The 25,224-nt window shown below is 69.5% G+C and carries 30 protein-coding genes; 7 read left to right on the top strand and 23 right to left on the bottom strand.

Annotated features, from left to right (window positions below; genetic code table 11):
* Positions 1-15 precede the first annotated feature (15 nt).
* Complete coding sequence (locus ACFFC4_RS06320) at positions 16-1,491, bottom strand: amidohydrolase (protein ID WP_375499032.1); 1,476 nt, start codon at positions 1,489-1,491, stop codon at positions 16-18.
* Between the two features lie 117 nt (positions 1,492-1,608).
* Between ACFFC4_RS06320 and ACFFC4_RS06325 the strand changes: the two genes are divergently transcribed.
* On the top strand, positions 1,609-2,622 hold the full coding sequence (locus ACFFC4_RS06325) for a LacI family DNA-binding transcriptional regulator (RefSeq protein ID WP_375498876.1): 1,014 nt from the start codon (positions 1,609-1,611) through the stop codon (positions 2,620-2,622).
* Complete coding sequence (locus ACFFC4_RS06330; RefSeq protein ID WP_375498878.1) at positions 2,623-3,525, top strand: 5'-3' exonuclease H3TH domain-containing protein; 903 nt, start codon at positions 2,623-2,625, stop codon at positions 3,523-3,525.
* A gap of 9 nt (positions 3,526-3,534) precedes the next feature.
* Here ACFFC4_RS06330 and ACFFC4_RS06335 read toward each other — a convergent pair whose 3' ends face one another.
* Together ACFFC4_RS06335 and ACFFC4_RS06340 are read right to left on the bottom strand one after the other, a co-directional pair.
* Entirely contained in the window at positions 3,535-4,584 is a 1,050-nt protein-coding gene (locus tag ACFFC4_RS06335) for a DUF4333 domain-containing protein (RefSeq protein WP_375498880.1), read from the bottom strand.
* A gap of 65 nt (positions 4,585-4,649) precedes the next feature.
* Positions 4,650-7,379 carry a DEAD/DEAH box helicase gene (locus ACFFC4_RS06340; protein ID WP_375498882.1) on the bottom strand — a complete coding sequence of 910 codons (2,730 nt, stop codon included), beginning with the start codon at positions 7,377-7,379 and terminating at the stop codon, positions 4,650-4,652.
* 81 nt (positions 7,380-7,460) lie between these two features.
* Here ACFFC4_RS06340 and ACFFC4_RS06345 point away from each other — a divergent pair, with 81 nt between their 5' ends.
* Positions 7,461-7,673, top strand: a complete 213-nt coding sequence (locus ACFFC4_RS06345) for a molybdopterin-binding protein (RefSeq protein WP_375498884.1) — start codon at positions 7,461-7,463, stop codon at positions 7,671-7,673.
* A 187-nt stretch (positions 7,674-7,860) separates the two neighbouring features.
* On the opposite strand, the gene ACFFC4_RS06350 is transcribed toward ACFFC4_RS06345, so the two are convergent.
* The 13 genes from ACFFC4_RS06350 to pafA all read right to left on the bottom strand — a co-directional run bounded on the left by ACFFC4_RS06350 (position 7,861) and on the right by pafA (position 17,122).
* Positions 7,861-8,655, bottom strand: coding sequence for a diacylglycerol/lipid kinase family protein (locus ACFFC4_RS06350; RefSeq protein WP_375498886.1), 795 nt, complete (start codon positions 8,653-8,655; stop codon positions 7,861-7,863).
* Between the two features lie 91 nt (positions 8,656-8,746).
* Complete coding sequence (gene tatC / locus ACFFC4_RS06355; protein WP_375498888.1) at positions 8,747-9,703, bottom strand: twin-arginine translocase subunit TatC; 957 nt, start codon at positions 9,701-9,703, stop codon at positions 8,747-8,749.
* Between the two features lie 26 nt (positions 9,704-9,729).
* Positions 9,730-9,936, bottom strand: coding sequence for a hypothetical protein (locus tag ACFFC4_RS06360; RefSeq protein WP_375498890.1), 207 nt, complete (start codon positions 9,934-9,936; stop codon positions 9,730-9,732).
* Between the two features lie 36 nt (positions 9,937-9,972).
* Positions 9,973-10,944: a helix-turn-helix transcriptional regulator gene (locus ACFFC4_RS06365; RefSeq protein WP_375498892.1), complete on the bottom strand. Its 972-nt coding sequence runs from the start codon at positions 10,942-10,944 to the stop codon at positions 9,973-9,975.
* Between the two features lie 28 nt (positions 10,945-10,972).
* Positions 10,973-11,926: a helix-turn-helix transcriptional regulator gene (locus ACFFC4_RS06370; RefSeq protein ID WP_375498894.1), complete on the bottom strand. Its 954-nt coding sequence runs from the start codon at positions 11,924-11,926 to the stop codon at positions 10,973-10,975.
* Between the two features lie 126 nt (positions 11,927-12,052).
* Entirely contained in the window at positions 12,053-12,445 is a 393-nt protein-coding gene (locus ACFFC4_RS06375) for a hypothetical protein (RefSeq protein ID WP_375498896.1), read from the bottom strand.
* The gene (locus ACFFC4_RS06380; protein ID WP_375498898.1) at positions 12,442-13,359 is read right to left on the bottom strand and encodes a hypothetical protein; all 918 of its coding nucleotides are present in this window, start codon (positions 13,357-13,359) and stop codon (positions 12,442-12,444) included. Before ACFFC4_RS06380 ends, ACFFC4_RS06375 begins: the two co-directional genes overlap by 4 nt.
* A 3-nt stretch (positions 13,360-13,362) precedes the next feature.
* Entirely contained in the window at positions 13,363-14,085 is a 723-nt protein-coding gene (locus ACFFC4_RS06385; protein ID WP_375498900.1) for a hypothetical protein, read from the bottom strand.
* A gap of 51 nt (positions 14,086-14,136) precedes the next feature.
* Positions 14,137-14,628 (bottom strand): hypothetical protein, encoded by a 492-nt coding sequence (locus ACFFC4_RS06390; RefSeq protein WP_375498902.1) that lies wholly within the window; start codon positions 14,626-14,628, stop codon positions 14,137-14,139.
* Positions 14,628-15,029 carry a YbaB/EbfC family nucleoid-associated protein gene (locus ACFFC4_RS06395; RefSeq protein ID WP_375498904.1) on the bottom strand — a complete coding sequence of 134 codons (402 nt, stop codon included), beginning with the start codon at positions 15,027-15,029 and terminating at the stop codon, positions 14,628-14,630. Before ACFFC4_RS06395 ends, ACFFC4_RS06390 begins: the two co-directional genes overlap by 1 nt.
* Complete coding sequence (locus ACFFC4_RS06400) at positions 15,026-15,334, bottom strand: hypothetical protein (RefSeq protein WP_375498906.1); 309 nt, start codon at positions 15,332-15,334, stop codon at positions 15,026-15,028. Before ACFFC4_RS06400 ends, ACFFC4_RS06395 begins: the two co-directional genes overlap by 4 nt.
* 4 nt (positions 15,335-15,338) lie before the next feature.
* Positions 15,339-15,701 (bottom strand): hypothetical protein, encoded by a 363-nt coding sequence (locus tag ACFFC4_RS06405; protein WP_375498908.1) that lies wholly within the window; start codon positions 15,699-15,701, stop codon positions 15,339-15,341.
* A gap of 62 nt (positions 15,702-15,763) precedes the next feature.
* Positions 15,764-17,122, bottom strand: a complete 1,359-nt coding sequence (gene pafA, locus ACFFC4_RS06410) for a Pup--protein ligase (RefSeq protein ID WP_375498910.1) — start codon at positions 17,120-17,122, stop codon at positions 15,764-15,766.
* Positions 17,123-17,251: 129 nt separating this feature from the next.
* Between pafA and ACFFC4_RS06415 the strand changes: the two genes are divergently transcribed.
* Genes ACFFC4_RS06415 through ACFFC4_RS06425 form a run of 3 tightly spaced genes read left to right on the top strand, consistent with a single transcriptional unit; the run spans position 17,252 to position 19,265 of the window.
* Positions 17,252-18,472 carry an alkane 1-monooxygenase gene (locus ACFFC4_RS06415; protein WP_375498912.1) on the top strand — a complete coding sequence of 407 codons (1,221 nt, stop codon included), beginning with the start codon at positions 17,252-17,254 and terminating at the stop codon, positions 18,470-18,472.
* Positions 18,473-18,505: 33 nt separating this feature from the next.
* A complete protein-coding gene (locus ACFFC4_RS06420; RefSeq protein WP_375498914.1) occupies positions 18,506-18,676 on the top strand; it encodes a rubredoxin in 171 nt (56 codons plus the stop codon).
* Positions 18,669-19,265, top strand: a complete 597-nt coding sequence (locus tag ACFFC4_RS06425) for a TetR family transcriptional regulator (protein WP_375498916.1) — start codon at positions 18,669-18,671, stop codon at positions 19,263-19,265. Before ACFFC4_RS06420 ends, ACFFC4_RS06425 begins: the two co-directional genes overlap by 8 nt.
* 4 nt (positions 19,266-19,269) lie before the next feature.
* Here the strand turns inward: ACFFC4_RS06425 and ACFFC4_RS06430 are convergent, their stop codons facing one another.
* Together ACFFC4_RS06430 and ACFFC4_RS06435 are read right to left on the bottom strand one after the other, a co-directional pair.
* Positions 19,270-19,953, bottom strand: coding sequence for an anti-sigma factor family protein (locus ACFFC4_RS06430; protein ID WP_375498918.1), 684 nt, complete (start codon positions 19,951-19,953; stop codon positions 19,270-19,272).
* On the bottom strand, positions 19,946-20,455 hold the full coding sequence (locus ACFFC4_RS06435; RefSeq protein WP_375498920.1) for a sigma-70 family RNA polymerase sigma factor: 510 nt from the start codon (positions 20,453-20,455) through the stop codon (positions 19,946-19,948). Before ACFFC4_RS06435 ends, ACFFC4_RS06430 begins: the two co-directional genes overlap by 8 nt.
* A gap of 146 nt (positions 20,456-20,601) precedes the next feature.
* Here ACFFC4_RS06435 and ACFFC4_RS06440 point away from each other — a divergent pair, with 146 nt between their 5' ends.
* Complete coding sequence (locus ACFFC4_RS06440; RefSeq protein WP_375498922.1) at positions 20,602-21,111, top strand: ubiquinol-cytochrome c reductase iron-sulfur subunit; 510 nt, start codon at positions 20,602-20,604, stop codon at positions 21,109-21,111.
* A 15-nt stretch (positions 21,112-21,126) separates the two neighbouring features.
* Here ACFFC4_RS06440 and prcA read toward each other — a convergent pair whose 3' ends face one another.
* The 5 genes from prcA to ACFFC4_RS06465 form a co-directional block, all read right to left on the bottom strand.
* A complete protein-coding gene (prcA, locus tag ACFFC4_RS06445) occupies positions 21,127-21,885 on the bottom strand; it encodes a proteasome subunit alpha (RefSeq protein WP_375498924.1) in 759 nt (252 codons plus the stop codon).
* A gap of 38 nt (positions 21,886-21,923) precedes the next feature.
* On the bottom strand, positions 21,924-22,742 hold the full coding sequence (gene prcB, locus ACFFC4_RS06450) for a proteasome subunit beta (protein WP_375499034.1): 819 nt from the start codon (positions 22,740-22,742) through the stop codon (positions 21,924-21,926).
* A 108-nt stretch (positions 22,743-22,850) separates the two neighbouring features.
* Positions 22,851-23,492 carry an endonuclease VII domain-containing protein gene (locus tag ACFFC4_RS06455; RefSeq protein WP_375498926.1) on the bottom strand — a complete coding sequence of 214 codons (642 nt, stop codon included), beginning with the start codon at positions 23,490-23,492 and terminating at the stop codon, positions 22,851-22,853.
* A gap of 19 nt (positions 23,493-23,511) precedes the next feature.
* Positions 23,512-23,718 (bottom strand): ubiquitin-like protein Pup, encoded by a 207-nt coding sequence (locus ACFFC4_RS06460; RefSeq protein ID WP_375498928.1) that lies wholly within the window; start codon positions 23,716-23,718, stop codon positions 23,512-23,514.
* Between the two features lie 89 nt (positions 23,719-23,807).
* A complete protein-coding gene (locus ACFFC4_RS06465) occupies positions 23,808-25,217 on the bottom strand; it encodes a VWA domain-containing protein (RefSeq protein ID WP_375498930.1) in 1,410 nt (469 codons plus the stop codon).
* Positions 25,218-25,224: the final 7 nt, after the last annotated feature.

Genomic DNA, 25,224 nt, shown 5'->3' on the forward strand with positions numbered 1-25,224 from the left:
TCGAGGCGCACCGCCTTAGGCAAGCAGACCGGTGTCGTGCAGCACCGACCCGCGCAACACGGTAGCCAGGCACTCCGGTAGCGGCCGATCGGGTGTCAACGCAGGCAGGCCGGTATCGCCGCCGATCAGCCCGGTGCGCCATACCGCGAACGTGGCGGGCCGGCCGGGCGCAAGGACGCCGTCCTCGGTACTACCGCCGGCTCGCCAACCAGCACGGGTGTGCGCCTCGAACGCCGCGGCCACGCTGATGGAAGCGGCGGGGTCGTGGTGGTGCGCGGCGGCCCGCACCGCCGCCCACGGGCCGAGCTCGGTCACCGGCGAGTCCGAGCCGAACACCAGGGGCACGCCGGCTGCTGCCAGGTCCCCCACGCGGTTCAGCGCCAGCGAGCGGTCGGCACCGACCCGCTGCGCGTACATACCGGCGGTGCCGCCCCACAGCGCGTCGAAGCAGGGCTGCATGGACGCGGTGAGCCCCGACGCGGCCAGGCGGGCCGGGTCGCGGACGTACTCGGCATGCTCGATGCGCTGCCCCGTGCCGACCGTGCGGCCAAGCCGCGTCGAGGCCAGCTCGAAGGCGTCGAGCACCTGATCGACGGCGGCGTCGCCGATGGCGTGGAAGCCGGTCTGCAGGCGGGCAGCCACGCAGCTCTCGACGTGCGCCGCCATGTCCTCGGTGGCGAAGCGCAGCAGCCCCGTCTCGCCGGGGTGACTGAGGTAGGGCTCACGTAGAGCCGCAGTGGCCGAGCCCAGCGAACCGTCGCAGAACAGGTCGCCCGCCGCGCCCACGGCCCCGAGCTGGCGCGCCTTGTCGACCGCGCCGAGCTCGCCCCAATAGGGCACGACATCGGGCAGCGCGGGGTCGGCGGCGAGGTCGATCAGTTCCAGCAGGTCGTCCTCGGTCGAGATCACCGGGCCGGCCATCTCGTGTACCGCCACGATCCCGAGCGACGCGGCGCGGCGCAGCATGGCCTGCTGTGCGTTGCGGCGCTGGCCGCGGGTCACGGTCTGCAGCGCCACCTCGCGCACGCGGTCGTGCGCCGGCTCGCGGATCCACCCGTCGGCGCCGACACCGGGACCGGCAAGCCCCGGCACCGCCGCGCGCAGGGCGCTCGACACGACAGCCGAATGGACGTCCACCCTGGCCAGATAGACAACGCCGCCGTACGACGCACGGTCGAGCTCGGCCGACGTCGGTGGTCGACCCTCGGGCCAGTCGATCTCGCTCCACCCCCCGCCGATCAGCGGTCGGCCGCGGGCGGCGCGCGCCGCGATCTCGACGGCGCGCAGGGCCTCGGCCAGCGATCGGCACCCGGTGAGGTCGAGCGAGGTCAATCCCAGGCCGGTGGACGTCGCGTGCACGTGCGCGTCGACAAACGCCGCGGTTACCAGCGCCTCGTCCAGGTCGATTACCCGTACGCCGGCGAGACCGGCTGACTGGTCGGCTCGCTGCTCGTCACCGATCCACTGCAATACGCCCCCGTCGACCAGCATCGCGGTGTCATCGCTCCCGGCCGAGGTGTGGACACGTCCGTGGCGGTAGAGGGTCTGCACCCCGCGACGGTAGCGTTTACAGTCACGTAACCACCGCTCGACGAAGAGGGAGTGTTCGTGGTCGCCAGCATCGAGGACGTCGCCCGGCGGGCCGGAGTGTCGATCGCGACGGTCTCCCGGGCGCTGCGCGGGCTCCCCGACGTCGCCGCCGGCACCCGCGATCGCGTCCTGACCGCGGCCACCGAGCTGAACTACGTCGCCTCCCCCTTCGCGGCGCGCCTGGCCAGCGGGCGTACGGCGACCATCGGGCTGGTGGTTCCGTTCGTCAACCGCTGGTTCTTCGCCGAGGTCATCGACAGCGTCGAGGCCGAGCTGCGCCGCGCCGGACTCGACCTGCTGCTCTACAACCTGGGTAGCGAGGAAGGCCGCAAACGCTTCTTCGACGAGATGCCGATGCGTAAGCGCGTCGACGGTGTGCTCGTGGCCAGCCTGGTGCTCGAGGACGCCGAGTTCGAGGCCCTCACCGCACTCAACCGTCCGGTGGGCCTGCTCGGCATCCAGCGCGACGGTTTCCTGTCGGCCGGCATCGACGATGTCGCGGCCGCGCAGTCGGCCGTCACGCACCTGACAGGCCTGGGGCATCGCCGCATCGGCCTCATCGGCGGCGACACCGACGACCCGATGCGCTTCACCCCGCCGCTGCACCGCCGCGACGGCTACCGCCAGAGCCTGGCCGACGCGGACATCGACTTCGACCCGGCGCTCGAGCGGCTCGGCTACTTCACCGTCGAAGGTGGCCAGGCCGCGACCCGCTACTTCCTCGACCTGCCGGAGCGGCCCACGGCGCTGTTCGCCGAGAGCGACGAGATGGCGTACGGCGCCCTGCGCGAGATCCACCGCTCGGGTCTGCAGGCCGGCGTCGACATCGCGGTCATGGGTTTCGACGACCAGCCTTACGCCGAGTTGATGGATCTGTCGACGGTGCGCCAGCCGGTGAGCGTCCAGGCGCTGGACGTTACGACGCGGCTGCTCGCCCTGATCGCCGGCCCGGACGACGAGCTGCCGCGCGAACCGGCCGTCGTCCTGCCCACCGAGCTCGTCCTGCGGGCGAGCACCGAGGGCGGCGTCTGAATGACGCTGATGTTGATCGACGCGGCCGGGCTGTACTTCCGGGCGTTCTACGCCGTCCCCGAGTCGGTGACCTCGCCCGACGGCCGGCCGGTGAACGCGATCCGCGGCTTCCTGGACATGTCCGCTTCGCTGATCGACAAGCGTCGCCCGTCGCGCTGGGTGGCCTGCCTCGATCTCGACTGGCGGCCCGCGTTCCGCGTCGAACTGATCCCCACCTACAAGGCGCATCGGGTGGCCCCCGATGGCGGCGAGGAGGTGCCCGACCTGTTGAGCCCGCAGGTGCCGTTGCTGCTCGAGGTGCTGACCGCGTTCGGCCTGGCGTGTGCCGGTGCCGAGGGCTTCGAGGCCGACGACGTGCTGGCCACCCTCGCCTATCGCGATACCGACTTCGTGGAGGTCGTCACCGGCGACCGCGACATGCTCGCGCTCGCCGACGAGCGGGTCACCGTGCTGTACACGGGCAAGGGCATCGCCAGGATGGAAGAGATGACGCCGGCGGCGGTGCGGGCCAAGTACGGCATCCCGGCCACGAACTACGCCGACTTCGCCGTCCTGCGCGGCGACCCCAGCGACGGGCTGCCCGGCGTGCCCGGCGTGGGCGAGAAGACCGCCGCGGCGCTTGTGAGCCGGTTTGGCGCCGTCGAGGACATCGTGCTCGCCGCGCAGGCAGGCGACGACGGATTCCCCGCCGGCGCCGCGGCGAAGGTGCGCGCCGCACTCGACTACCTGGCCAAGGCACCGGCCGCCGTTCGCGGCCGGATCGACGCCCCGGTCGATGAGGTCGACGACGAGCTGCCGCTCGAACCACGCGATCCCGAGCGGCTGGCGCACCTCACCGCGGAGCTGGGCATCGAGAGCTCGATCGAGCGGCTCACGAAGGCTGTTGCCGCCGCCCGCAGCTGATCCGTCGCGTTACCCCTTCGGTTGGACGGTGTACTTGGCCCCGCTGGTGTCGGTGATGCGCACCCGGTAGGTCGTGTTGCCCGACGCCGTGCAGGTGAAGGTGGCGCCCTTCTTGACCGTCGCGTTCTTGCCGTCGTTGCACGTCACGTTGCTGGTGCTGAAGTGCGACGCGATGTACTTCTCGACCGCAGTGTGGCTGAGCTTCTTGTCGGCAAACGGCTTAAATACCGCGAAGACCAGGACGAGGGCCACGGCGATCACCACCACGAGCGCGACGAGCGAGAGCCACAGGCCCTTCTTGCTCTTTCCCGCTTGCTGGGGCGAGGACGGGCCGGGCTGACCGTAACCGGGCTGCCCGTAGCCCTGCTGGCCGTACGTCTGTTGCCCGTAGGGCTGCTGGCCGTAGGGCTGCTGGCCATAGGGCTGCTGGCCATAGGGCTGCTGGCCATAGCCCTGCTGGCCATAGCCCTGCTGGCCATAGTCCTGCTGGGCGTAGCCCTGGTCGCCCTGGCCGAGGGCGCTCGACGACTGCGAAAAACCGGGTTGGCCGTACGGGCTCTGAGCGCCGAACGAGCCGGCCGGGATCGCCATGGTCTCGTGGCTCGCTCCGCCGGCTGCGCTCGGAGGCTGCGGACGAGGTGCTGGCTGCTGTGAGCTCGGCGAGCTCCACGGGCTCGGCGGCGCCTGGGGCTGGCTCGCCGGAGCCTGGGGCTGACCGTACTGCGGCTGCTGCTGCCCGTATGGGGGCTGGCCGTACTGGGGCTGGCCGTACTGGGGCTGGCCGTATTCGGGCTGTTGCGGTTGCTGCTGGCGGAACGGCGGCGGCGCGCCCTGACTCGGCGCCTGCCCACCCGGGGTGGGGTCGCCGCTGAACCGCGGGACCACCATCGTCGCGTGCGCGTCGTCAGGCTCGTCGCTGGGTGGAGTGTCCCTGCGCGGAGTGTCCCCGCCGGGCTCGTCGTTCGTCGGCGGCGAGGGGGGCCAGCTCTGCTGCTGCGGCGGGGTGTTCTGCGGCCACTGCTGGCCGGCGTTGCCACCCTCGTTGTTCTGGTCGGACATGCGCTACCTCACCGTCTGGTCGTTCGAGCCGGGCTCACGGTATCGCCTGTCACCGCGCGCGTGGGTCAGGGCCGCATGCTCTGCGCGACGACACCATGTCTGATGGCTGCTGCTGCGCTGCGCGCGGTGGCAGCGATCGCCGAGGTGCCACCGCCCGGGCCAGGCGCCGCCGCAAGTTGTTCGAGCAGGTCAAGCACCTGCTTGCACCAGCGGATGAAGTCGCCGGCCGACAGCTCGCTGCCGCGCTCGGCCGCTACGCCCAGCACGCGGTCGAGCCGTTCCTGACGAGCCCAGCGGTAGATCGCCCACACGAAGCCGAGTTGCGGGCCTCGGCTCGGCGGCAGCTGTCGCTGCTCCTCCGCGTCGGCCAGGTCGGCCCAGATCCGTTCGGTGCCGGCCAGCGCGTCGCGTACGGCGGGGCTCGGCATGGTGTCGACCAGCAGTTCCTCACGGCGCGCCTCGTAGACCAGGCAGGACGCGACCGCCGCCAATTCGGCGGGATCGAGATGTTCCCAGACTCCGGCGCGCAGGCACTCGGCGGTGAGCAGGTCGGTCTCCGACCAGATACGGGCCAGTTGCCGGCCGGCCTGCGTCGTCTCGTCGCCGCGGAGATAACCCCGCTCGTCGAGCAGTTCGCAGATCCGGTCGAAGGTGCGGCCGAGCGACCCGGTACGACCGTCGATGCGCCGTCGCAAACCCTCGTTCTCGAGGGCCAACCGGCTGTAGCGCTCACCCCAGCGAGCGTGCTCCTCGCGGTCGGCGCACTGGTGGCACGGATGGGCCCGCAGCGCGCGGCGCAGCCGCAGCACCTCGGCGTCACCGTCGGACGTGACGTCTGCACTCGCTCGCTTCGACCGGCGGGGAACGTCGTCGGGCAGGTCGAGCGCACGCAGGCTGGCGGCAAGATCGCGTCGTTCCTGCGGCGAGCGGTGGTTGACGTGCTTGGGCACCCGCACTGTGCCCAGGACGTCCACCGTGGTCGGGAAGTCGACGAGCGACAACCGTCCCGACCACCGCCCCTCGGTGACCACCAGCGGGCGCGGGTCGTCGCGCGGCGCCACGCCCGGGTCGAGCACTACCGCCAGTCCGGCTCGGCGGCCCCGGGGCACCCTGATGACGTCACCGCGCTTGAGCGTTTCGAGCGAGGCCGCGATGGCGCCGCGCCGTTCGCGGGCGCCCTCCCGCGCGAGCAGCGACTCGCGCTCGCCGACCCGACGACGTAGGTCGGCGTACTCGGCGAAGTCGCCCAGATGGCACTGCATGTGCCGCTTGTGCTGACGCAGTGTCTCGTCGTTGCGACGGATCTGCGCCACCAACCCGGCGACGCCGCGGTCGGTCTGGAACTGCGCGAAGGAGGCATCGAGCAAGTCGCGCGCGGCGGGCCGGCCGAGCTGACCGACAAGGTTGACCGCCATGTTGTACGACGGTCGAAACGACGAGCGCAACGGATAGGTGCGGTTCGACGCCAGACCGGCAACCCGCTGCGGGTCGACGTCGGGCGACCAGACGACGACGGCGTGCCCTTCGACGTCGATGCCGCGACGCCCGGCCCGGCCGGTGAGCTGGGTGTACTCCCCCGGCGTGACGTCGGCGTGCGCCTCGCCGTTGTACTTGGTCAGTCGTTCGAGCACGACGGTGCGGGCCGGCATGTTGATGCCCAGCGCTAGGGTCTCGGTGGCGAACACGGCCCGGACGAGACCGCGGACGAACAGCTCCTCGACCGTCTGCTTGAAGGCCGGGATCAGCCCGGCGTGGTGCGCGGCCACGCCGCGCCGCAGCCCGTCGCGCCACTCCCAGTAGCCGAGCACGTCAAGGTCCTCGCGCGGGACGTCGACGGTCAGTTCGTCGATGACCTCGTCGATCTCGATCCGCTCGTCCCCGGTGGTCAACCACATGCCGGCCCAGACGCACTGCTTCGCTGCGGCATCACATCCGGCCCGGCTGAAGATGAAGGTGATCGCCGGCAGTAGGCCCTCGCGATCGAGCCGGGCGATGATCTCGGGACGGTTCGGGGGTCGCCACCCGCGCGGGCCCCTCCCGCCTCGGCGATTGGGTACCGGATCGACATAGCGGGTGCGGTCGGCGACATGGCGCATCAGCTGCGCGTCCACGGACGAGCCGTCCGCGCTGAAGAGGTCGAACATCCGGTTGCCCACCAACACGTGCTGCCACAGCGGGACCGGCCGTTCCTCGTGCACGATCACCCTCGTCTCGCCGCGCACCGAGACCAGCCATTCGCCGAACTCCTCGGCGTTGCTGACCGTCGCCGACAGCGAGATCAGCCGCACCGCCGCCGGCAGGTGGATGATCACCTCTTCCCAGACGGCGCCGCGGAAGCGGTCGCCCAGGTAATGCACCTCGTCCATCACCACGTAGCCGAGACCGGTCAGCGCCGGGCTGCCCACGTACAGCATGTTGCGCAGCACTTCAGTGGTCATCACGACCACGGGCGCATCGGCGTTGACCGACGTGTCACCCGTCAGCAGGCCGACCTGACCGGGCCCGTAGCGGTCGACGAGGTCGTTGTACTTCTGGTTCGACAACGCCTTGATCGGCGTTGTGTAGAAGCACTTCTGCCCGGCTGCGAGCGCTAGGTGCACTCCGAACTCACCGACGACGGTCTTCCCCGCTCCGGTCGGTGCGCACACCAGAACCGAGTAGCCGTCCTCGAGCGCCTCGCACCCCTGTTCCTGGAACGGGTCGAGCAGGAACGACAGTTCGGCGCGAAAGTCGATGAGGATCGGCCGGCCCCGTCGGCGCCGGGACGCGGCGTACCGCTCACTCGGCGAGGACACCCCTCCACACTAGTGAGGGCGTTACCGTCGACCCCGATCCGCCGAGCCCGCCTCAATCGATTTCCCGCAGAGGAGTTTCACATGCGCCTGTCCACCCGCAACCAACTCACCGGCACCGTCGCGAGCATCGAGGACGGCTCGGTCATGAGCATCGTCAAGGTCGACCTCGACGGCGGCCAGCAGATCACCGCATCGATCACCAGGGACGCGGTCGCCGACCTCGGACTCACCGTCGGTGCGCCCGTGACCGCCTTGGTGAAGTCCACCGAAGTGATGATCGGCGTCGACAGCTAAGAGTCGACAGCTACCTGTCGCCGCCGCTAGCGTTCTGCCATTGCCTGCCATTGCCTGCCATTGCCTGCGATGGCAAGCAGGCCGCACGCAATGACTACTTGGTGTAACAGTCAGTCACTCGGTCCGCCATCGCACGTGATGGCAGAACGCGAGCGGTCCGCACCCATCTCTCGGGCGTCGGGAGAGGTCAGCGGGGCGGGACGAGCACGCGCAGCGCTCCGGGCACGCACTCGGTGGTCAGCGGCAGCGGTCCTAGCCGCTCGCCGTCGGCATACCCGGGGGTGTCAGGAGCGAAGACGGTGACCCGCCGGGCGACGTGTTGCGTCACAGCCCGGTGACCAAGGTGGCCGGCGGTGGCCATTTTCGGCGCGATCCGGGCGAACGTCAGCCGGCCCACTGGCCGCACGACGGTGACCAGGAACGTCCCGTCGTCCATCCGGGCGCCCTCGCAGATGCGCTTGCCGCCGCCGTACTGCGGCCCGTTGCCGATGGCTACGAGCATTGCGGGCTCGTCGAGCACCTCGCCGTCCAGTTCCAAGCGGAACGGTCGCGGGGCGAGGCGGACGAGTTCGGCGGCGATGGCAACGTCGTAACGGCGCGGGCCCTTCGGCCAGCGCAATGCGTTCGCGCGCTCGGTGACCGCCGAATCGAACCCGGCGCACAGGACGGTCACCCACCACCGGCCGTCCTCGGTGCGACCCAGGTCGAGGCGACGCGAGGTCCCGGCGTCCAGTGCGGCCACGATGGCGTCGGCGCCGGCCAGCGGATCGGCCGCCAGCCCGAGCGTGTCGACGACGTCGTTGCCGGTGCCCGCCGCCACGATGCCGAGCGGCACGGACGTCTGTGCGAGCGACTGGGCCGCGAGGTGCACGATGCCGTCGCCCCCGAGCACAACCACCGCATCACACGACGCGGCGACCCCGGCGATCAGCTCGCGCGAACCCTCGGGTGAGGACGCCTGGTGGATCTGCACAGTGGCCACGGCCCCGAGTCGCTCGGCCACGGCGTGGGCGACGCGGGCCGCCTTGCCACACCCGACGCCGGGTTGACGACGAGGGCGACGCGCCGGCGGGTCACGTGGTGTCGGACCAGCTGTCGGACGGAGCGATCGGCAGCCGCTGCGGGATCGGGTCGACCACCGAAGGGGCGTCGTCCTCCAGATGCGGGTCGGCGCGCTCGACCGCCTTGCGCCGGGCCTTGCGGCGGTCGTGGATGACGGCGAACAGCACCGCGGCCTCGAACAGGATCACCATAGGAATGGCCATGGCGCACATGGTGAAGGGGTCGGTCGACGGCGTGGCGACGGCCGCGAACAGGAAGATCAGGAAGATCGCGATGCGCTGGGACTTCTTCAGGACCTTCGCCGACAGCACGCCGGCCATGTTCGCCATCACGACGAGCAGCGGCAGCTCGAACGCGGCACCGAACACGACGAGCATCAACGTGACGAAAGAGAGGTAGTCGTTGATGGTCAGCTGGGCCTGAGTGCCGTAACCGGATTGTTCGAGCAGGACCTGCAGACCCTTCGAGAGCACGATGTAGGCCAGCGACATGCCCGCCGCGAACAGCACGGTCGAGGCCGCGATAAACGAGATCGTGTACCTGCGCTCGTTCTTCTTCAGCCCGGGAGTGATGAACGCCCAGATCTGGTACAGCCAGAACGGGGCAGTGAAGATCATTCCCGAGATGACCGAGACCTTCAGCCGCGCGGTGAACCCGTCGAGCACGCCGTGGTAGATGAGCGGGCACGGCGGCGCGCCCTTGGCGGCCGAGACGACCCGGTATTTCGCCGGGACGTCGCAATAGGGCTGCTTGAGGAAATCCAGGGTATGCAGGTACAGCACCCACCCGACGACCGCTCCGACCGCGATGAACACCATCGCCCAGATGATCCGCCGACGCAGCTCGCGCAGGTGGTCCAGGACGGCCATCCGGCCGTCGGGGGTCTTGGGGGGTCGCTTCTTCCTCGGCTTGCGCACCTTGACGACGGCTTTGGGCACGTCGCTGCGCCGCTCGTCGGCCCGGGTCACGCCCGTCCCCGCTTCGGCATCGGTGCTCAGCGCAGTCCGGTTGCGGCGATGCGCTCCTGAGCGGCCGCAATGCCGCTCTGCAGCTCGACGAGCTGACCGTTCAGGCTCTGCAGCTGCGTGACATCGCGGCGCAGGCGGCGCGCCTTCCAGGCCAGCTCGTAGGCGCAGAACCCGAGCACCACGATCGCCACGACGACCGCGGCGAGCCAGGCGCCGATCGGGATCCACTCCACGACGAGCACTCTACGTCGCGTCGACGGAGGAAACGCCTAGCCGTAGGCGGCGAGTGTGCGGGCCGCCTCGGCGCGCACGTCCTCAGCAAGCCACTCCGGCGAGAGCACCTCGACCTGCCCCGCCGAGCCCAACACGAGTGCCCGTACCCACGCGGGGTCGGCCACCCGCAGCTCGATGCGCAGGAGCTGGCCGTCCTCGGGCCCGGGCCCGGTCTCGACGGTTTCGGTGCTGTAGTAATCCGCGACCCACGCATAGGCCGGCCCGAGCCGCAGCCCGACGAGCAGGTGCTCGGCGGCGGGCTGAAACACACCTTCGGACAGGTCACGCAGCTCGATGCCGGCCGGCACCGAGGACGGCTCGTCGAGCTCGACGACGTCCTCGATGCGGTCGAGCCGGAAGACCCGCATGCCCTCGACGCGCCGGCACCAGGCCTCCACGTAATAGGTGTCGTCGGCACTGGAAACACTGAAAATCCGCAGCGGGTCGATGGTGCGCTCGCTCGTCTCGTCGCGCGAGGCACTGTAGTAGCGGATCCGCAAGGCATGGCGCCGGTCCACGGCGTTGTGCAGCACCGGCAGCAGCCGCTCAGCGGCGTCGAGCTGCACGGCCACGGTCTCGTCGCGGACCGCTTCGCCGGCCACCGACTCGACCTTGGCCAGTGCCCGCTGCACCGCGTCGGTGTCGGCCAGCCCCGGCGTCTCGGCCAGGGTGCGCAGCGCGACGACCAGGGCCAGCGCCTCCTCGGCGGTCAGCCGCAGCGGCCGGGACATGCCGGCGTCGAAGAGGACCTCGACGTTCTCGCCCTCGAAGGACAGGTCGATCAGGTCACCTGGTCCGTGCCCGGGCAGCCCGCACATCCACAACAGCGTGAGGTCGCGGCGCAGCTGCGCGTCGGTGACCCCGAAGTCCGCCGCGGCCTGCTCGACACTGATGCCCGGTCGGGCCTGCAGGTAGGGCACGAGCGCCAGCAGGCGCGGGAGCCGCTGCTCGTTCGAGTTGATCGCCATCAGCTCGACCCTCCCGCTTCTGGTGCCCTCATGTCGCTGCCGCAACGGCACGCAGCCGGGCGATCACGGCCGCGACCAGGTCCGGCGGCTCGAGGACCAGCGCCGCCGAGCCGCTGCCGGCGATGATGCGGGCCAACCACTCCGTGTCGGTGAAGTCGATGGTGAGCAACCCGTCGCGCTCGGACTGCGCGATGCGGCGCAGCTGGCCCGCACCCGCGCCGGTGACCTCGACCAACGCCACCCGGTCGCGCTCGGGCTTGATTCCGGTGACCAGCCTCGGCAGGTCGACGTGCTCGGGTCGCTCGAAGCCGCCGGGTTCGCCAACCGTCCGGACCGTGCCGGTGATGCGGCCCAACCGGAAGCTGCGCGGCTCGCCGCGGTCGCGGTCGAAGCCGGCGACGTACCAGCGCTTACGCCACGACAGCACGCCCCACGGCTCGAGCGTGCGGGTCTCGGGCTGCGCCGCGCCGGGCTTCGTGTAGTCGAACTGGACGACGGTTGCCGACCGCGAGGCGGTCAGCAGCGGCGGCAGGCTCGGGTCGCTCGCGTCGAGCTGCGGCACGGCGCCCGGAGCGTCGGACGCGCGGACGTCGGTCCCCGCGGCCCGCAATTTGATCAACGCCTGCCGGGCCGGTTCACCCAGCGTCGCCGACTGCCAGAGCCGGGCGGCCAGGCCCACCGCGGCAGCCTCGGCGGCATCGAACTCGATGGGTGGCAACTCGTAGTCGCGCCGGCGGATGCGATACCCGTCCTCCGCGTCGAAGTGACTGTTGCGGCCGGTCTCGAGCGGGATGCCCAGGTCGCGCAGCTCGGCCTTGTCGCGCTCGAACATCCGCTTGAACGCCTCGTCGGTGGCCTTCGCGCCGTCGGCGGCCTCATAGCCCGGCACGGCGTCGCGGATGCGCTCGGCGGTGAGGAACTGACGGGTGGACAGCAGGCAGATGACCAGGTTGACGAGTCGTTCCGCACGCCTGGCTGCCATGTCCTCAAAGCTAATCCGCGCCCGCGGCTTGCGCTCCGCGGCACGCTCACCCGTCATGGCCCGATCATGGCCGATCAGGCACCCCAGCGGAAACGCGAATACCGAAGCGCGGTGGCACAGTGCCGGTCAGAAACTGATCTCGGTGGCACCCGGCGGCGCCTGCACTCGGTTCCAGACCGCTCGCGCCTCATGATCGGCCTGCGTCAGCCGCTCGGCCTGCTGGGGCGGGATGTTCGAACCAGCCGACGGGTATCTCGCCAGCCGTCCGGTGCTGACCCAGCGGAGCAGCAGCGCCTCGGCATCCCGGACGTTGATCGGGTGCACCGGCTCGTCCCTGCCCTCGTAGCGGTTCTTCCACAGCGTGTCGGTTAGCTGCCACTCCCCGCTTGGGCCCACCGACTCGGCCAGCGACACCGGCCCTCCTGCGGGCAATCGGATCAACCCCTGTCCCCGGTGATCGTCATCGAGGGGTTCACCCGCCAGGAAGTATTCCCACTGCGTGCTTTCGGCCGACGTCATGACGGCGCTCCTTCCTCGCTCGCGGACGTCCATTTCCTGGGGCCGTAGCGCTCGGCCACCCCGGTGAGATCTCGTGTCGGCGTGCGGTAGGACTCGCCGCGCAGGTAAGCCGCGAACGCCTCCCATGCGTCCTCGGGACTGCCGCCCAGCACGCAACGGACGAAGTCGATCTCTCCGGCGAGCACGCCATGATCGACGCGCTGCAGGATGACCGCGTCCAGTTGCGTGGTCGTCAGGACTACGTCACCGGTAGCGAAGTACACCGACCCGAAAGCACCGAGCCAATCGCCTTCATTCGGCACTTCGACGGCGGTGGGCACACCCCAGCGGGCGATCTTGTCGGCGTCGGCGACGCTTACCGCCCAGAGCGTCTCGGCCCCGACGGACGCGAACGCCGCGCGCACACGCTCGATGTCGTCCGGGTAGTGCAACCCGATCGCAGACTGCACGGGCACGGCCAGGCGGCCGGCGCCGGCCAGCCACGGCCCGGCCAGCTCGCCCGACGGGTCGAGCAGCTCGCCGCGCACCCGCTGAACGGCCGCGGCGGCGAGCGGGGGCGCCGCGCGCAGGCGTGCAGCGCACTCATCGACACGTGCTTGCGCGAGGAGCTCGGCCGGAACGGGCTCGTCGAGCTCGGGGTCGGCATGCAGCCGGCCCGCAGCACGCCATGAGGTAACGACGCGACGCGCCTCGGCGTGGGTGATCGGCACGGCCCAGGCGATGTCACCGCGGTGGGTGATCCGCCGCAGGCGGTCGGTGTCGTGCCAGCTGCCGTCGGGACGCAGCAGGTCATCGGCCGCCAATCCTTCGACGGTGCGGACGAGCACCGTCGAAGCGTCGTCGTCCAGCGCTGCGGCGAGGGCCCGGTCGTGATCGTCGTTCGAACCGACAAGCACGTATTGCCAGTCGATCATCGGCTACCCCCCACCGAAATCGAAGACCCGCGCGCCCGGCGGACGGGTCACCTGCCCGAACACCGGGTTTTGCTCCCTGCCGAGCAGTCTGCGGATCGGATCTTCCTTGGGAAACACCCGTTCCATCTCGTAGATCGTGTGTGTGGCTTCCTTCGCGGCGAAACTCTCGGGGGTGTGGAACTGCATCTCGAAGGTCTGTCCGCTCGGCGAGCGCCAAGTCGAGTTGATGCCCTGATAACCCTCGTCGCCCCAGTTGTTCTTCATCGCGATCGGCTCGAAACCCTCGCTGCGCATCTTCGCGATCGCGTCCGACGTCACCGTGGAGTACTCCTCCGGCGAGGAGGTGATCGTGTACCGGACGGCGTCGTTGATGCCGCCGGCGGCTTCGGAGGCCGTCTTGCCGCCGTCCACGTCGCCGGCGACCTTGCGAAGTAGCGAGTCGTCGGACTTGAGCCGGAACTCCTTACCCACCAGCTCGGCGCCCGGTGTGTCGGCGACGACCCGCTCGAGCGTGCTGGTGATGGCGGGTTCGTTGGTCGCGGCGCGGCGGGCCACGTCCGCCGCCGCATCGCGGCCTTCCTGCGACAACTTCGCGACGGCGGCCTCCTCACGCCCCTTGAGGATGTCTCTCGCTGTTCCGGACAACCCGTCACGAGCCGCCCGCTCGCCGAAGATCTCTTCCGCCCTGGGCAGGGCATCTTTGGCCATCTTGGCGATGATGCCCACCGCCTCGCGCTCGACCGCCGCCTCGCCCGCTACCACTGCGAGTTCCGGCGTTCAGCTGAGGATGGCATTGACGGCCTCGTTGACGATCGCGTTGATGATGCGGTTCGTGATCTCCTTGAAGACCGGGATCTCGGCAAGCGACGCACCGAAGGTGGGCACGGCCTCGGCAATGGCGGAGATGATCTCGCAGAGCAGCGCGATCAGGTTGATCATCGTGTTGATCTTCAACCCGAGCACAAGCCCGGCCGCGCAGTACATCGCTGCGCCGACCGCCTCGACGCCGGTGCTCGCCTGCCCGAGCACCGACAGCGGCGACTGCGGGTGCTGCATGCGGGTCGAGAACGCATCCAGTCCCGCGCTCTGATTGGTGGCCAGCAACTCCTCCGTGGCTCCGGTGCTCGACTGATGCGCGGCGGCCACCACGCTCCCGAAGGAGCACCACTCTCCGCCCACCTCGAACAGCTCCTGCTCGTCGACCTCCGGCCAGGTGAACCCGAGGTCATTGAGCAGTCGTTCCAGCTCGCCCGGCAGGGTCAGGCCCATCAGCTCGCCTCCGCGCTCGTAGCCGGACGGGCGGCCTGCACATGTCCGGTCACGTCGGCGATGCCGCGGGTGATCTCGTCCAGCTGGCGGCGGGCCTGGACCTGGGTCGCTCGGACGACGTCGATCACGGGGGCGAAGTCGACCTGCCCCGGCCGACGGTCGAGGGCGACGTTGATCGCTGACCGTGCAGCATCGGCGACATCCTCGAGGGGCCCGTCGAACAGCTGCGGGTCGATCTGCAGCGAGGTGAGCCGGCCGACAGCGCTGACCTCGACGCGGACGAGCCCGTCGGCCGCCGTACCCACATAGGTCCCGGCTTCCGACTCGACGACGTCGGTCGCCCCGCCCTCGGCGAGCGCCGTACGGGCGCGTGCGATCAGGTCGTCGAGGTCCGCGCTCACTCGCCGGCCCCGAACAGACCCACGTTGGTCGCCTCGGCGTTCGAGTAGTGGCCGGCCGCGTTCTGCAGGGCCGCGGCGTGGTTCGTAAGCGCACCCTTGGACGAGCCGAAGCAGTCGTCGGCAATCAGGACTGCCCCCATCAGCGTCATCTGGATGAGCGGGGACACGGTGTCGGTTGTGCCGAACTTGATCGACTGGGTGCGGGCCTTCAGCGCCTGCCACTGCTCGTGCAGGTCACGGCCGGATTGCTCCAGGGCCTGTCCCGCCCGGTGCAGGTCGTCGGGTCGCACGGTGAAACCGGGCACTGCGTCACGCTCCTCTGATGCGCTCGAGCGAGGCAAGCAGCGAACCGTTGAGTTGCCCGGTCACCTGCAGCGAGTCCTCCTGGATGGCCTTCAGCGATTCGACAATCGAGGACCCCGTACCCACTCGGGGCGCGGCATCCATTGCCGCGTTGACGGCGGTCACGATGTCGGCTGCGACCCGCCCGCGATCGCGCAGCACCCGCGGATCCAGGCTCAACGACTCGACACGTCCCCGCCGCAGCACCGCCACGATCTGATCGTCGGCTGCCGTGCCGGTCGTGGAGGGGGCGTCGCCGGCGGTACCGGAGAGCACTGTGACAAGCCGGTCCAGCAGGGCGTCCACGACGGCGCCGGGGTCGTCAGCCATTCGCGCAGCCTATAGCGGACAAGCCGGTCATCTGCGTACGAACAGGCGACGGTGTCAACCGCTCACATCGAGGCGATGAGCTTCTCGACCCGCTCGTCGACGCTGCGGAACGGGTCCTTGCACAGCACGGTGCGCTGCGCCTGGTCGTTGAGCTTGAGGTGCACCCAATCAACGGTGAAGTCGCGGCGCCGCTCCTGCGCACGTTTGATGAAGTCGCCGCGCAGCTTGGCGCGGGTGTTCTGGGGTGGCACGCTCTTGGCCTCGAAAATCTCCAGATCGCTGGCGACGCGCTCGACGGCATGCTTGCGCTGCAACAGGTAGTAGAGCCCGCGGGTACGGGAGATGTCGTGGTACGCGAGATCCAGTTGCGCCACCCGCGGCGAGCTGAGCGGCAGGTCGTGCTTGGCCCGGTAGCGCTCGATGAGCTGGTACTTGGTCGCCCAGTCGATCTCACGGTCGATGAGGCTCAAATCCTGCTTCTCGATCGCGTCGAGCGTGCGACCCCACAGCTCGAGCACTCGCTTGGCCGACGCGTCCTCACCATTGCGGGCAACGAAATCGACAGCCTTGCCGTAGTACTCGCGCTGGATCTGTAGCGCCGACGCGCTGCGCCCGGCGGCCAGGCGTACCGCCCGGGTGCCGGTGAGGTCGTGGCTGATCTCGCGGATGGCGCGGATCGGGTTCTCGAGCGTGAGGTCGTTGAACTGCACGCCGTCCTCGATCATGCGCAGCACGAGGTCAGCGGAGCCGACCTTAAGGAACGTCGTGGACTCGTTCATGTTCGAGTCCCCGACGATGACGTGCAGGCGTCGGTAGCGCTCGGCGTCGGCGTGCGGCTCGTCGCGGGTGTTGATGATCGGGCGGCTGCGGGTGGTCGCCGAACTGACGCCCTCCCAGATGTGCTCGGCCCGCTGGCTGACGCAGTAGACGGCGCCGCGCGGCGTCTGCAGCACTTTGCCCGCGCCGCAGATCAGCTGGCGAGTGACGAGGAACGGGATGAGGACGTCGGCGAGCCGACTGAACTCGCCGTGCCTGCCGACCGAGTAGTTCTCGTGGCAGCCGTAGGAGTTGCCGGCGGAGTCGGTGTTGTTCTTGAACAGGTAGATGTCGCCGGCGATGCCCTCGTCGTGCAGGCGCTTCTCGGCGTCGACGACCAGTCCTTCCAGGACGCGCTCACCCGCCTTGTCGTGCGCGACGAGGCTCTCGAGCGTGATGCATTCCGGGGTGGCGTACTCGGGGTGGCTGCCGACGTCGAGATAGAGGCGCGCCCCGTTCTTGAGGAACACGTTCGACGAACGACCCCAGGACACCACCCGGCGAAAGAGGTAGCGCGCCACCTCGTCCGGCGACAGGCGCCGCTGACCGTGGAACGTGCACGTGACCCCGTACTCGTTCTCCAGGCCCAGGATGCGCTTGTACATACCTTGCAGAGTAACCACGGCCCTGGGTGGACGGCTGCCGAACTACCCGTTACGCGCTGTCTTTACAAAAGATGCGTTGTTGTCTACTGTCTGGATTTCGACGACGACGATGTCAAACGTGGAGGCGGCATGCGCGCAGGATCTCTCTCGGGCCGACTGGCGAGCGGGGCGACGTCGCCCGAACGTCCGCTGTGGCGCGATCGCAAGCGCTACCTGTGGTTGCTCGGCACGATCGTGCCGCTCTTCCTGTTCGTCGGCTGGGGCCTGGTGAACCTGACCGGCTCCGGCGTGTTCTGGTGGATCGGGCCCATGGTCATCTACGTACTCATCCCGTCGCTGGACCTCGTCATTGGTGACGACCCGTCCAACGCGCCGGAGGACGCGCTTGCCTGGCTCGAACAGGACCGCTACTACCGCTGGGTCACGTACCTCTTCCTGCCGTGCCAGTTCGTCACGTGGTTCACCGGCTTCTGGTTGATGACGCGGCACGGTGGGCTGGGCGTCGTCGACAGCGTCGGGCTCGCGGTCTCGCTGGCCATGCTCAACGGGGTCGCGATCAACACCGCGCACGAGCTCGGCCACAAGAAGGAACACCTCGAGCGCTGGTTCGCCCGCATCGCCCTGGCCCCGTGCGGTTACGGGCACTTCTTCGTCGAGCACAACCGAGGGCATCACGTGCGGGTGGCCACGCCCGACGACCCCGCCTCCAGCCGCCTGGGCGAGTCGTTCTGGCGGTTCTGGCCGCGGACGGTCGCGGGCAGCGTTCGCAACGGCTGGCGTCTCGAGCGCACCCGGCTGCGACGCATGGACCGGTCGGTGTGGTCGCTGCACAACGACGTCCTCAACGCCTGGGCCATGACGGTCGGACTCTGGGCCGTCACCATCGTCCTGTTCGGTGTCGGCATCTGGCCGTACCTGCTCCTGCAGGCGGTGCTGGCCTTCAGTTTGCTCGAGGCCGTCAACTACATCGAGCACTACGGCCTGCGCCGGGCTTCGCTGCCCAACGGTCGGTACGAACGCGTTACCCCGCGGCACAGCTGGAACAGCAACCACCTCACGACGAACCTGTTCCTGTACCACCTGCAGCGGCACAGCGACCACCACGCCAACCCCACCCGGCGCTACCAGTCGCTGCGGCACTTCGAGGAGTCCCCACAGCTGCCGGCCGGTTATGCCGCGATGATCCTGCTGGCCTACCTGCCGCCGCTGTGGCGACGCGTCATGGACAAGCGGGTCTTCGCGCACTATGACGGCGACCTCACCCAGGCCAACATCGCGCCGCACGCCCGCGAGCGGCTGCTCGCCCGATACGGGGCGGGCTCGGCAGAGAGGTCGGCCGAGGCCGCCTGACTGGGCGCGTCGCAGCGTGGGGAGGATGGCGGCATGGCCAGGTTCCGCTGCGAGGTGTGCGGTTACACCTACGACGAGTCGACAGGTGCGCCGGGCGAGGGCTTCCCGGCCGGCACGGCTTGGGCTGACGTTCCCGACGACTGGCCGTGTCCGGACTGCGGCGTGCGCGACAAGGTCGACTTCGTCACCATCGCCGATGACTGAGTCCGCGGCGGTGCCGTATGCCACCGCGGCCCGGACGTTGCTGCGCGACACCGTCATTGCCGCCGTCGACGACCTGGCCCGGGCCCGCGGCTGGTCGGCGACCACGATGTCCGACGTCGCGCGCGCAGCCGGCGTGAGCCGGCAGACGCTGTACAACGAATTCGGCTCGCGCCATGCGCTGGTAGAGGCCTACGTCGCGAAGGAGATCGAGCGGCTGGTCATCGCCGCATCCGAAGCGGTACGCCAGCATGCGGACGACGCGCACACCGCGCTACGCGAGGCGTTCGCGCTGTTTCTCGAGCTCGCGTCCGACGAGCCCGTCGTCAAGATCATCGTGTCCGACACGTCGTCGGAGGGCGAGCTCATGCAGCTGCTCACCGGCATCGGCCACGCGCTGGCCGGCGGTCGCATCGCGATGCTGATCCGGGAGGTCTGGCCGCAGGTGAACAGCGCCGATGCCCAGGCCGTCGCCGAAACGCTCGTACGGCTGGCTATCAGCCACGCACTGTTGCCCGCCGGCGCGCCGGACGTTGTTGCGCGCGACGTGAGCCGGCTGCTTGCACCGTTCGTCGACTCGGTGCTGGGCTGAATGGTCAGAGGACGAGCTGCAGGATGGGCGTCCCGTCCGGGAGGGTGATCTGCACGCGGGCGATGCGCTCCCGGCGGACCGCAGTGCCCCCCGTGAAGGAGATGGCGCGCTCGGACTCCGCTGACCAGGTGCCGAGGTTGTAGGTGTTCCGGTCACGGTCGATGACCCGCAGGCCGTAGCTCGAGCCACCTCGCGCCCCACCGCTCGACGACGCGGCGTAGCGCTCGTGCCGGCAGCGCACGTCGATCTCCGTTCCCCACGGCCTGGCCACCAGACGGGCGGTTGCCTCGACCTCGACCGGTGTGGTGCGCACCGCCACGAGCGCTCGCGAGGCCGGTCGCGACGTCGAGGCCGGCCAGAGCACCACGACAAGGGTGACCAGGCAGGCCGCAGCGAAGCCGGCGATGCTGCGTACGACCCAGCGCCGGCGGGTTCGCTCGCGTTCGGCTCGACGCAGCAGGCCGGGCAGGAGCGTGTCGGGCAGGAGCGTGTCGGGAACGGCGTCGACGGTCGGGTCGTCCACCCGGGCCGCGGCCAGCAGGCGGACGGTGGGGCGCAGTTGCTCGACGCGCACACGGCAGGCGGCGCAGCCGCGCAGATGCCCCTCATAGGCGGCGAGGTCGTCGGCGTCCAGCGCACCCAGGCTGTAGGCCGCGTCGAGCTGGGCAAAGGGGTCGGGATCAGGCATCGGCGCCCAGTTCCTCGAGAGCGAGTCGAAGCGCGCGTAAGGCGTAGTGCGTCCGCGACTTGACGGTGCCCGGCGGGATACCAAGGGCCTGCGCGGCCTCGCTCACCGACGAGCCACGAAAGTAACACTCGTGCAGCACGGCACGATGCTCGACGGACAGCGTCTGCATGGCCTGCACGACGACGTGTCGATCGACGACGCGTTGGGTGTAGTCGGCCACCGGTCGCTCGGGCACGTCGCCGGTCACTCGCTCGCGACGTGAGCGCGCGGTGCGCCAGTCGTCGATGACGAGGCGCTTGGCCACCGTGTAGAGCCAGCCGCGCGCCGAGCCGTTGGCCTGCGCGAGGACGTGCGGATTGCGCCAGGCCCGCAGCATCGTCTCTTGCACGACGTCCTGCGCCTGAGCGCGGTCGCCGTTGGTCAGCCCGACGACGTAACCCCACAGCGCCGTGCCGTGCTCGGCGTGCAGCTCGCGCAACAGCTCGGCGTCGTCGGTGCGCACGGCTCCCTCACGAGGTCGGTCGGCCGACCGGAGGATTGTCCGCACGGACAGCACTACGGATCGGGGGTGGTCTTGGTTCGAAGCCCTGGCTGGCGAACCTGGTAGAGCTCTCAACCGTTCTACGTCACGTGACCATCGAGAGAGCTGTGAGCAGGCGAGGAATCCTGACGGCCGGGGCCGGAGTGGCGGGGGTGGCGGTCCTGGCGGCGTGTTCCGGCGGGTCCACCGAGTCCGACGACAGTAGCGGGGCCGACGTCGTCTCTCCGCCCGCGTCGAACGTGACGACGGCGCAGCCGGAGGTGTCGAGCAGCGCTCCGGCGACTTCGACCGCGGCAGGTACGTCGCCGGCGAGCGCGCCTGCCGGGAAGTCGTTGGTCGCGCTGGACGACCTGACCGTGGGGTCGTCGAAGGCGGTGAAGCTGGCCGACGGTAAGCCGGCCATCGTCACCCGAACCGGGACGGCCACGGCCGTCTGTTTCAGCGCCATCTGCACGCACACCGGTTGCACGGTGAAACCGAAGGGCGGGCAGTTCGACTGCCCATGTCACGGGTCGACCTTCGACGCCAAGACGGGCAAGGTGCTGGGCGGCCCCGCTCCGTCACCGCTGCCGAAGATCGACGTTGCAGTCACCGGCGGCGCGGTGACCGAAGCCTGACCGTTCGCTCGGTCCTCAGGCGTCGTGCGGAGGCATGTCGGCCGGAGCCGGCTCAGCCGTCGGCTCGTCAGCGGCGGGCTCGGGCAACAGCTCGGTCAGGGCCAGGCCGGTGACACGCCGGAACTTGCGCTGACCGCGGTTGCGATCAAGGACTGCTACCTCGAGCTGGTTGGCAGGAATGGTCCGGTGGGCACCGTCTTTGCCTCCTGCGCTGCCGAGAGTGGACACCGCGACGTTCAGCGCCTCGCGCAACTGTTGCCCGGCCACGAAGTTGTTCCGCACCTCGGTGGTGAGCTGCTCGGCCTGCCCGCCCATGACCATGAACTCTGGCTCCTCCACGATGGTGCCGTCGTAGGTGAGCCGGTAGAGCAGATCGCGCTCAGCGGAGTCACCGACCTCGGCCAGGCACAGCTCGACCTCATAGGGCTTCTGCTGCTCAGTGAAGATGGCGCCAAGCGTCTGGGCGTAGGCGTTGGCCAGGGCCCGCGCCGTGACGTCGCGGCGGTCGTAGCTGTAGCCACGCAGGTCGGTGAGCCGGATCCCGGCCACGCGCAGGCTCTCGAACTCGTTGTACCGCCCGACGGCGGCGAAGCCGATGCGGTCGTAGATCTCGCTGACCTTGTGCAGTGCCGTGCTCGCGTTCTCGGTGACGAACAGGACGCCGTCGGCATACGTCGACACCACAACGCTGCGTCCTCGGGAGATGCCCTTGCGGGCGTACTCCGAGCGGTCGCGCATGATCTGCTCGGGCGAGGTGTAGAACGGCATCGACATAGCTGGCTCCCTGGTTGCTCAGGCGTTCGGCGGCGGCGTCAGGCGCCCGGGCGGGCTTCGCGCTCGACGAGCAGCTCGCGCACCACCGTGCCCAACACGTCGTCGTCGATCCGCTCGGTACCGGCTGCCGTGGCGGTCATGACCACCGGATAGATACCGCGGGTGACGTCGGGACCACCGGTGGCGGAGTCGTCGTCGGCCGCGTCGTACAGCGCCTCGACCACGACGCGGACGACCTCGTCGAGGGAGAGGTTCGGACGCCACAGCTTCTTCATCGCGCCGCGCGCGAACAGCGAGCCCGAGCCGACCGAGTGGTAGTAGCGCTCGGTGGAGCAGGACCCGGTGACGTCGTAGCTGAAGATCTTGCCGGCCGACGAGACATCCGCGGCGGTGACGTCGAAGCCGGCGAACAGCGGGACCACGGCCAAACCCTGCAGGGCCATGCCGAGGTTGCCGCGGATCATGGTGGCCAGCCGGTTGGCCTTGCCGTCGAGGGTCAGGTCGGTGCCCTCGATCTTCTCGTAGTGCTCGAGCTCGACCTGGTAGAGCCGCACCATCTCAAGACCCAGCCCGGCGACGCCGGCGATGGCGATCAGCGTGTGTTCGTCGGCCGCGTAGACCTTCTCGATGTCGCGCTGCGAGATCAGGTTGCCCATGGTGGCGCGCCGATCGCCGGCCATCACGACGCCGTCGGCGTACTGCGCCGCCACGATCGTGGTGGCGTGCGGCAGAGCGGCGACGGTGGCGGGATCAGGCGCGACGGGCAGCAGTTCGGGTGCGGCGGTGTGCAGGAAATCGCTGAACGACGACGATCCGGGCTGCGTTGCGTAACGCAGGATCCCGTGCACGCCGCCCAGCGGGGCGCTCGATGAACCGGATCGATCGATGCTCAACGTCGCTCCTCGCTACTGCCTGGCTGGGTGTCATCCGACCCTACCCAGGCGGCGTCAGCGGTCGCGCGTCGGTCAGACGGGGGCCGGCTCGTCGGCCGGGCGCTGGCTCTCGAACTCGCCGTGCACCAGCGCCAGGCTGAACGGCAGGAAGTCGGTGACCTGCTGCGGGCCGCCCTGCAGGTACATCGACGCGCGCAGCATGAGGTCGGGACGGTCGCGGAACTGGCCCAGCGCACCGTTGCAGTTGAAGCACAGCAGCCCGCGCACCCGCTCGGTCGCGTGGTCGTGGTCGACGTGCACACCCGGTGCCTCGCGGCAGATCTTGCACAGCCCGCCCTGCTCCTCGAGCATCCGGTCGACATCGGCCGGGGTGAGGCCGTACTTGCGGCGGAGATGCGATTGCCGACTTCTGACTGCATGGCACTTCTTGCAGTAAGGGTTTCGACCGCTCACCTGTGTTCGGTTGCGCGCAAAGTAATCGAGGTCGAAAACCCCTCCGCAGTCCGGACACCACTTCTGGCCCTCCGGCACACTCGCCGGGCCTTGTCGATTTCGAGTTCGTGGCGGACCGAGTCGCTTGCGCTTGCTGATCAGGCTGCGGACCCGCGAGCAAGCGGCACAGTAGAACGACAGGCCGTCCTTCATACGGGCGTTGCGAAGGAACTCAGTCAACGGCAGATCTTGTTTGCAATCAGGGCAAAGTTTCATGTCCATACCTGTAACAAGATCAACATCATTGGCCCCCTTTCTGAACGAATGCCCGAACGAAGTCCTCGGCGTTCACCTCCAGGACGTCGTCGATTTCATCGAGAATCGCGTCGACATCCTCGGTCAATTTCTCGTGTCGCTCGGCGACGTCGGAGGTGGACTCGACGGTCTGCTCGACCTCGTCCTCATGGGTACGCTGCTGCCGGTTCTGGCCGCTGTCGTGGGTGGGCATGGGCGGCCTCCTCTCGTTGAAGATGGCTCAAACATAGCTCGCAGGTATGACAATTCTGCGTCGGCAACGACATGCGGAGCAGGCAGTTTTCAGCGCGGGCCGAGTTCCTTCACGAACGCGGTCAGCTGCGCGAGGTTGCGGCACTCGGTCATCGGCACGATCTTGTCGAAGTCGGCGGCCCGCGAGTCGCCGGTGTCCCACATCGCCTGCCGCTCGGGGTTGAGCCAGTAGGTGTGCTTGGCCGTCGACGCCAGCCGGGTGAGCACCGGGAGGCCGAGCACGCCGTAGTTCGAGCGCGCGTCGCCGAGCACCAGCAAGGAGGTCCGCGGCCCGACCGCGTCGGGGAAGCGCTGGCCGAACAGCTCGAAGGCCCGGCCGTAGTCGGTGCGCCCGAGCACCCAGGTCACGTCGGCCTCGCGGGTCAGCCGGGTCACCGCGTCGAGCACGTCGCCGCCGGGGACGAAGAACCGGGTGAGCTCGTCCAGCTCGTCGACGAAGCCGAAGGCGCGCACCCGGCTGAACTGCTCGCGCAGCGCGTAGACGAACAGCAAGGTGAACTGCGCGAAGGCGGCCACCGACTCGCTGAGGTCGCAGATCACCACGAGATCGGTCTTGTTCGGCCGCTTGGGCTTGTGGTGCGTCTGCATCGGCACGCCGCCGGTCGACAGCGAAGCACGCACCGTGCGCCGGAAGTCCAGCTGCCCCCGCCGAGAACGCTGCTGGTCCAGGGTCAAGCGCGCGGCCAGCCGGCGAGCCAGCGGCTGGATCTCGCGGCGCAACGCGGCGAGGTCGTCGCGCGTCGCGTTCAGGAACGACACCTGCTCCAGGCTCGGCCGTACCGACGATTTCGCGACCCGCTCCGGGTCGCCCTCCTCGGCCAGGCGACGGCGCACGTCGGCGTCGACGCGCTGCTCGAAGCGCCGGATGCGCTCGGCGATCATGGTCCGGGCCTGCCGCTCGCCGAGGCCACCCCGGTCGGCCTCGCCCAGCACGGTGGCCAGGATGCGGGCCATCAACGTCTCGGGCGAGACCCGCTGCATCGTGCTCAACCTCGACCACGTCGTCTGCCCCCGTTTGCGCCCCGGCACCTGGCCGAACGTCGAGACCGCGTCGCGGGCCAGCGCGTCCAAGCGTGATTCGTCGCCCGACGCGAGGTAGTCGGCGAGGTCCTCACGGAACCGGTCGCGGTCGGAATCCTCGAGCGGCCCGCGAGGCGCGGCAGCGGGATCGCGCTCGGGCGCCTGCGTGTCGCTCGACGCCGCCGCCGACTCCCCCGTGACGTTCGGCCAGTACAGGTCGAACATCGTGTCAAAGGTCGGCCGCTGCAACTGCCGCTTGACCAACGTCGCGGCGAGCGCCGCACGCAGTTGCTCGCGCTGGAGCAGGTCGATGCTCCCGATCGACCGCACCGCGTCGAGCCCCTCGGCCACCGAGACGGTGAGGCCAGCAGCCCGCAGCGCGTCGACGAACGCAATGTGCCGATCCAGCAAAGAACGCACGCTGGCC

It is taken from the genome of uncultured Jatrophihabitans sp., assembly GCF_964244045.1.
Classification (GTDB): Bacteria; Actinomycetota; Actinomycetes; order Mycobacteriales; family Jatrophihabitantaceae; genus Jatrophihabitans.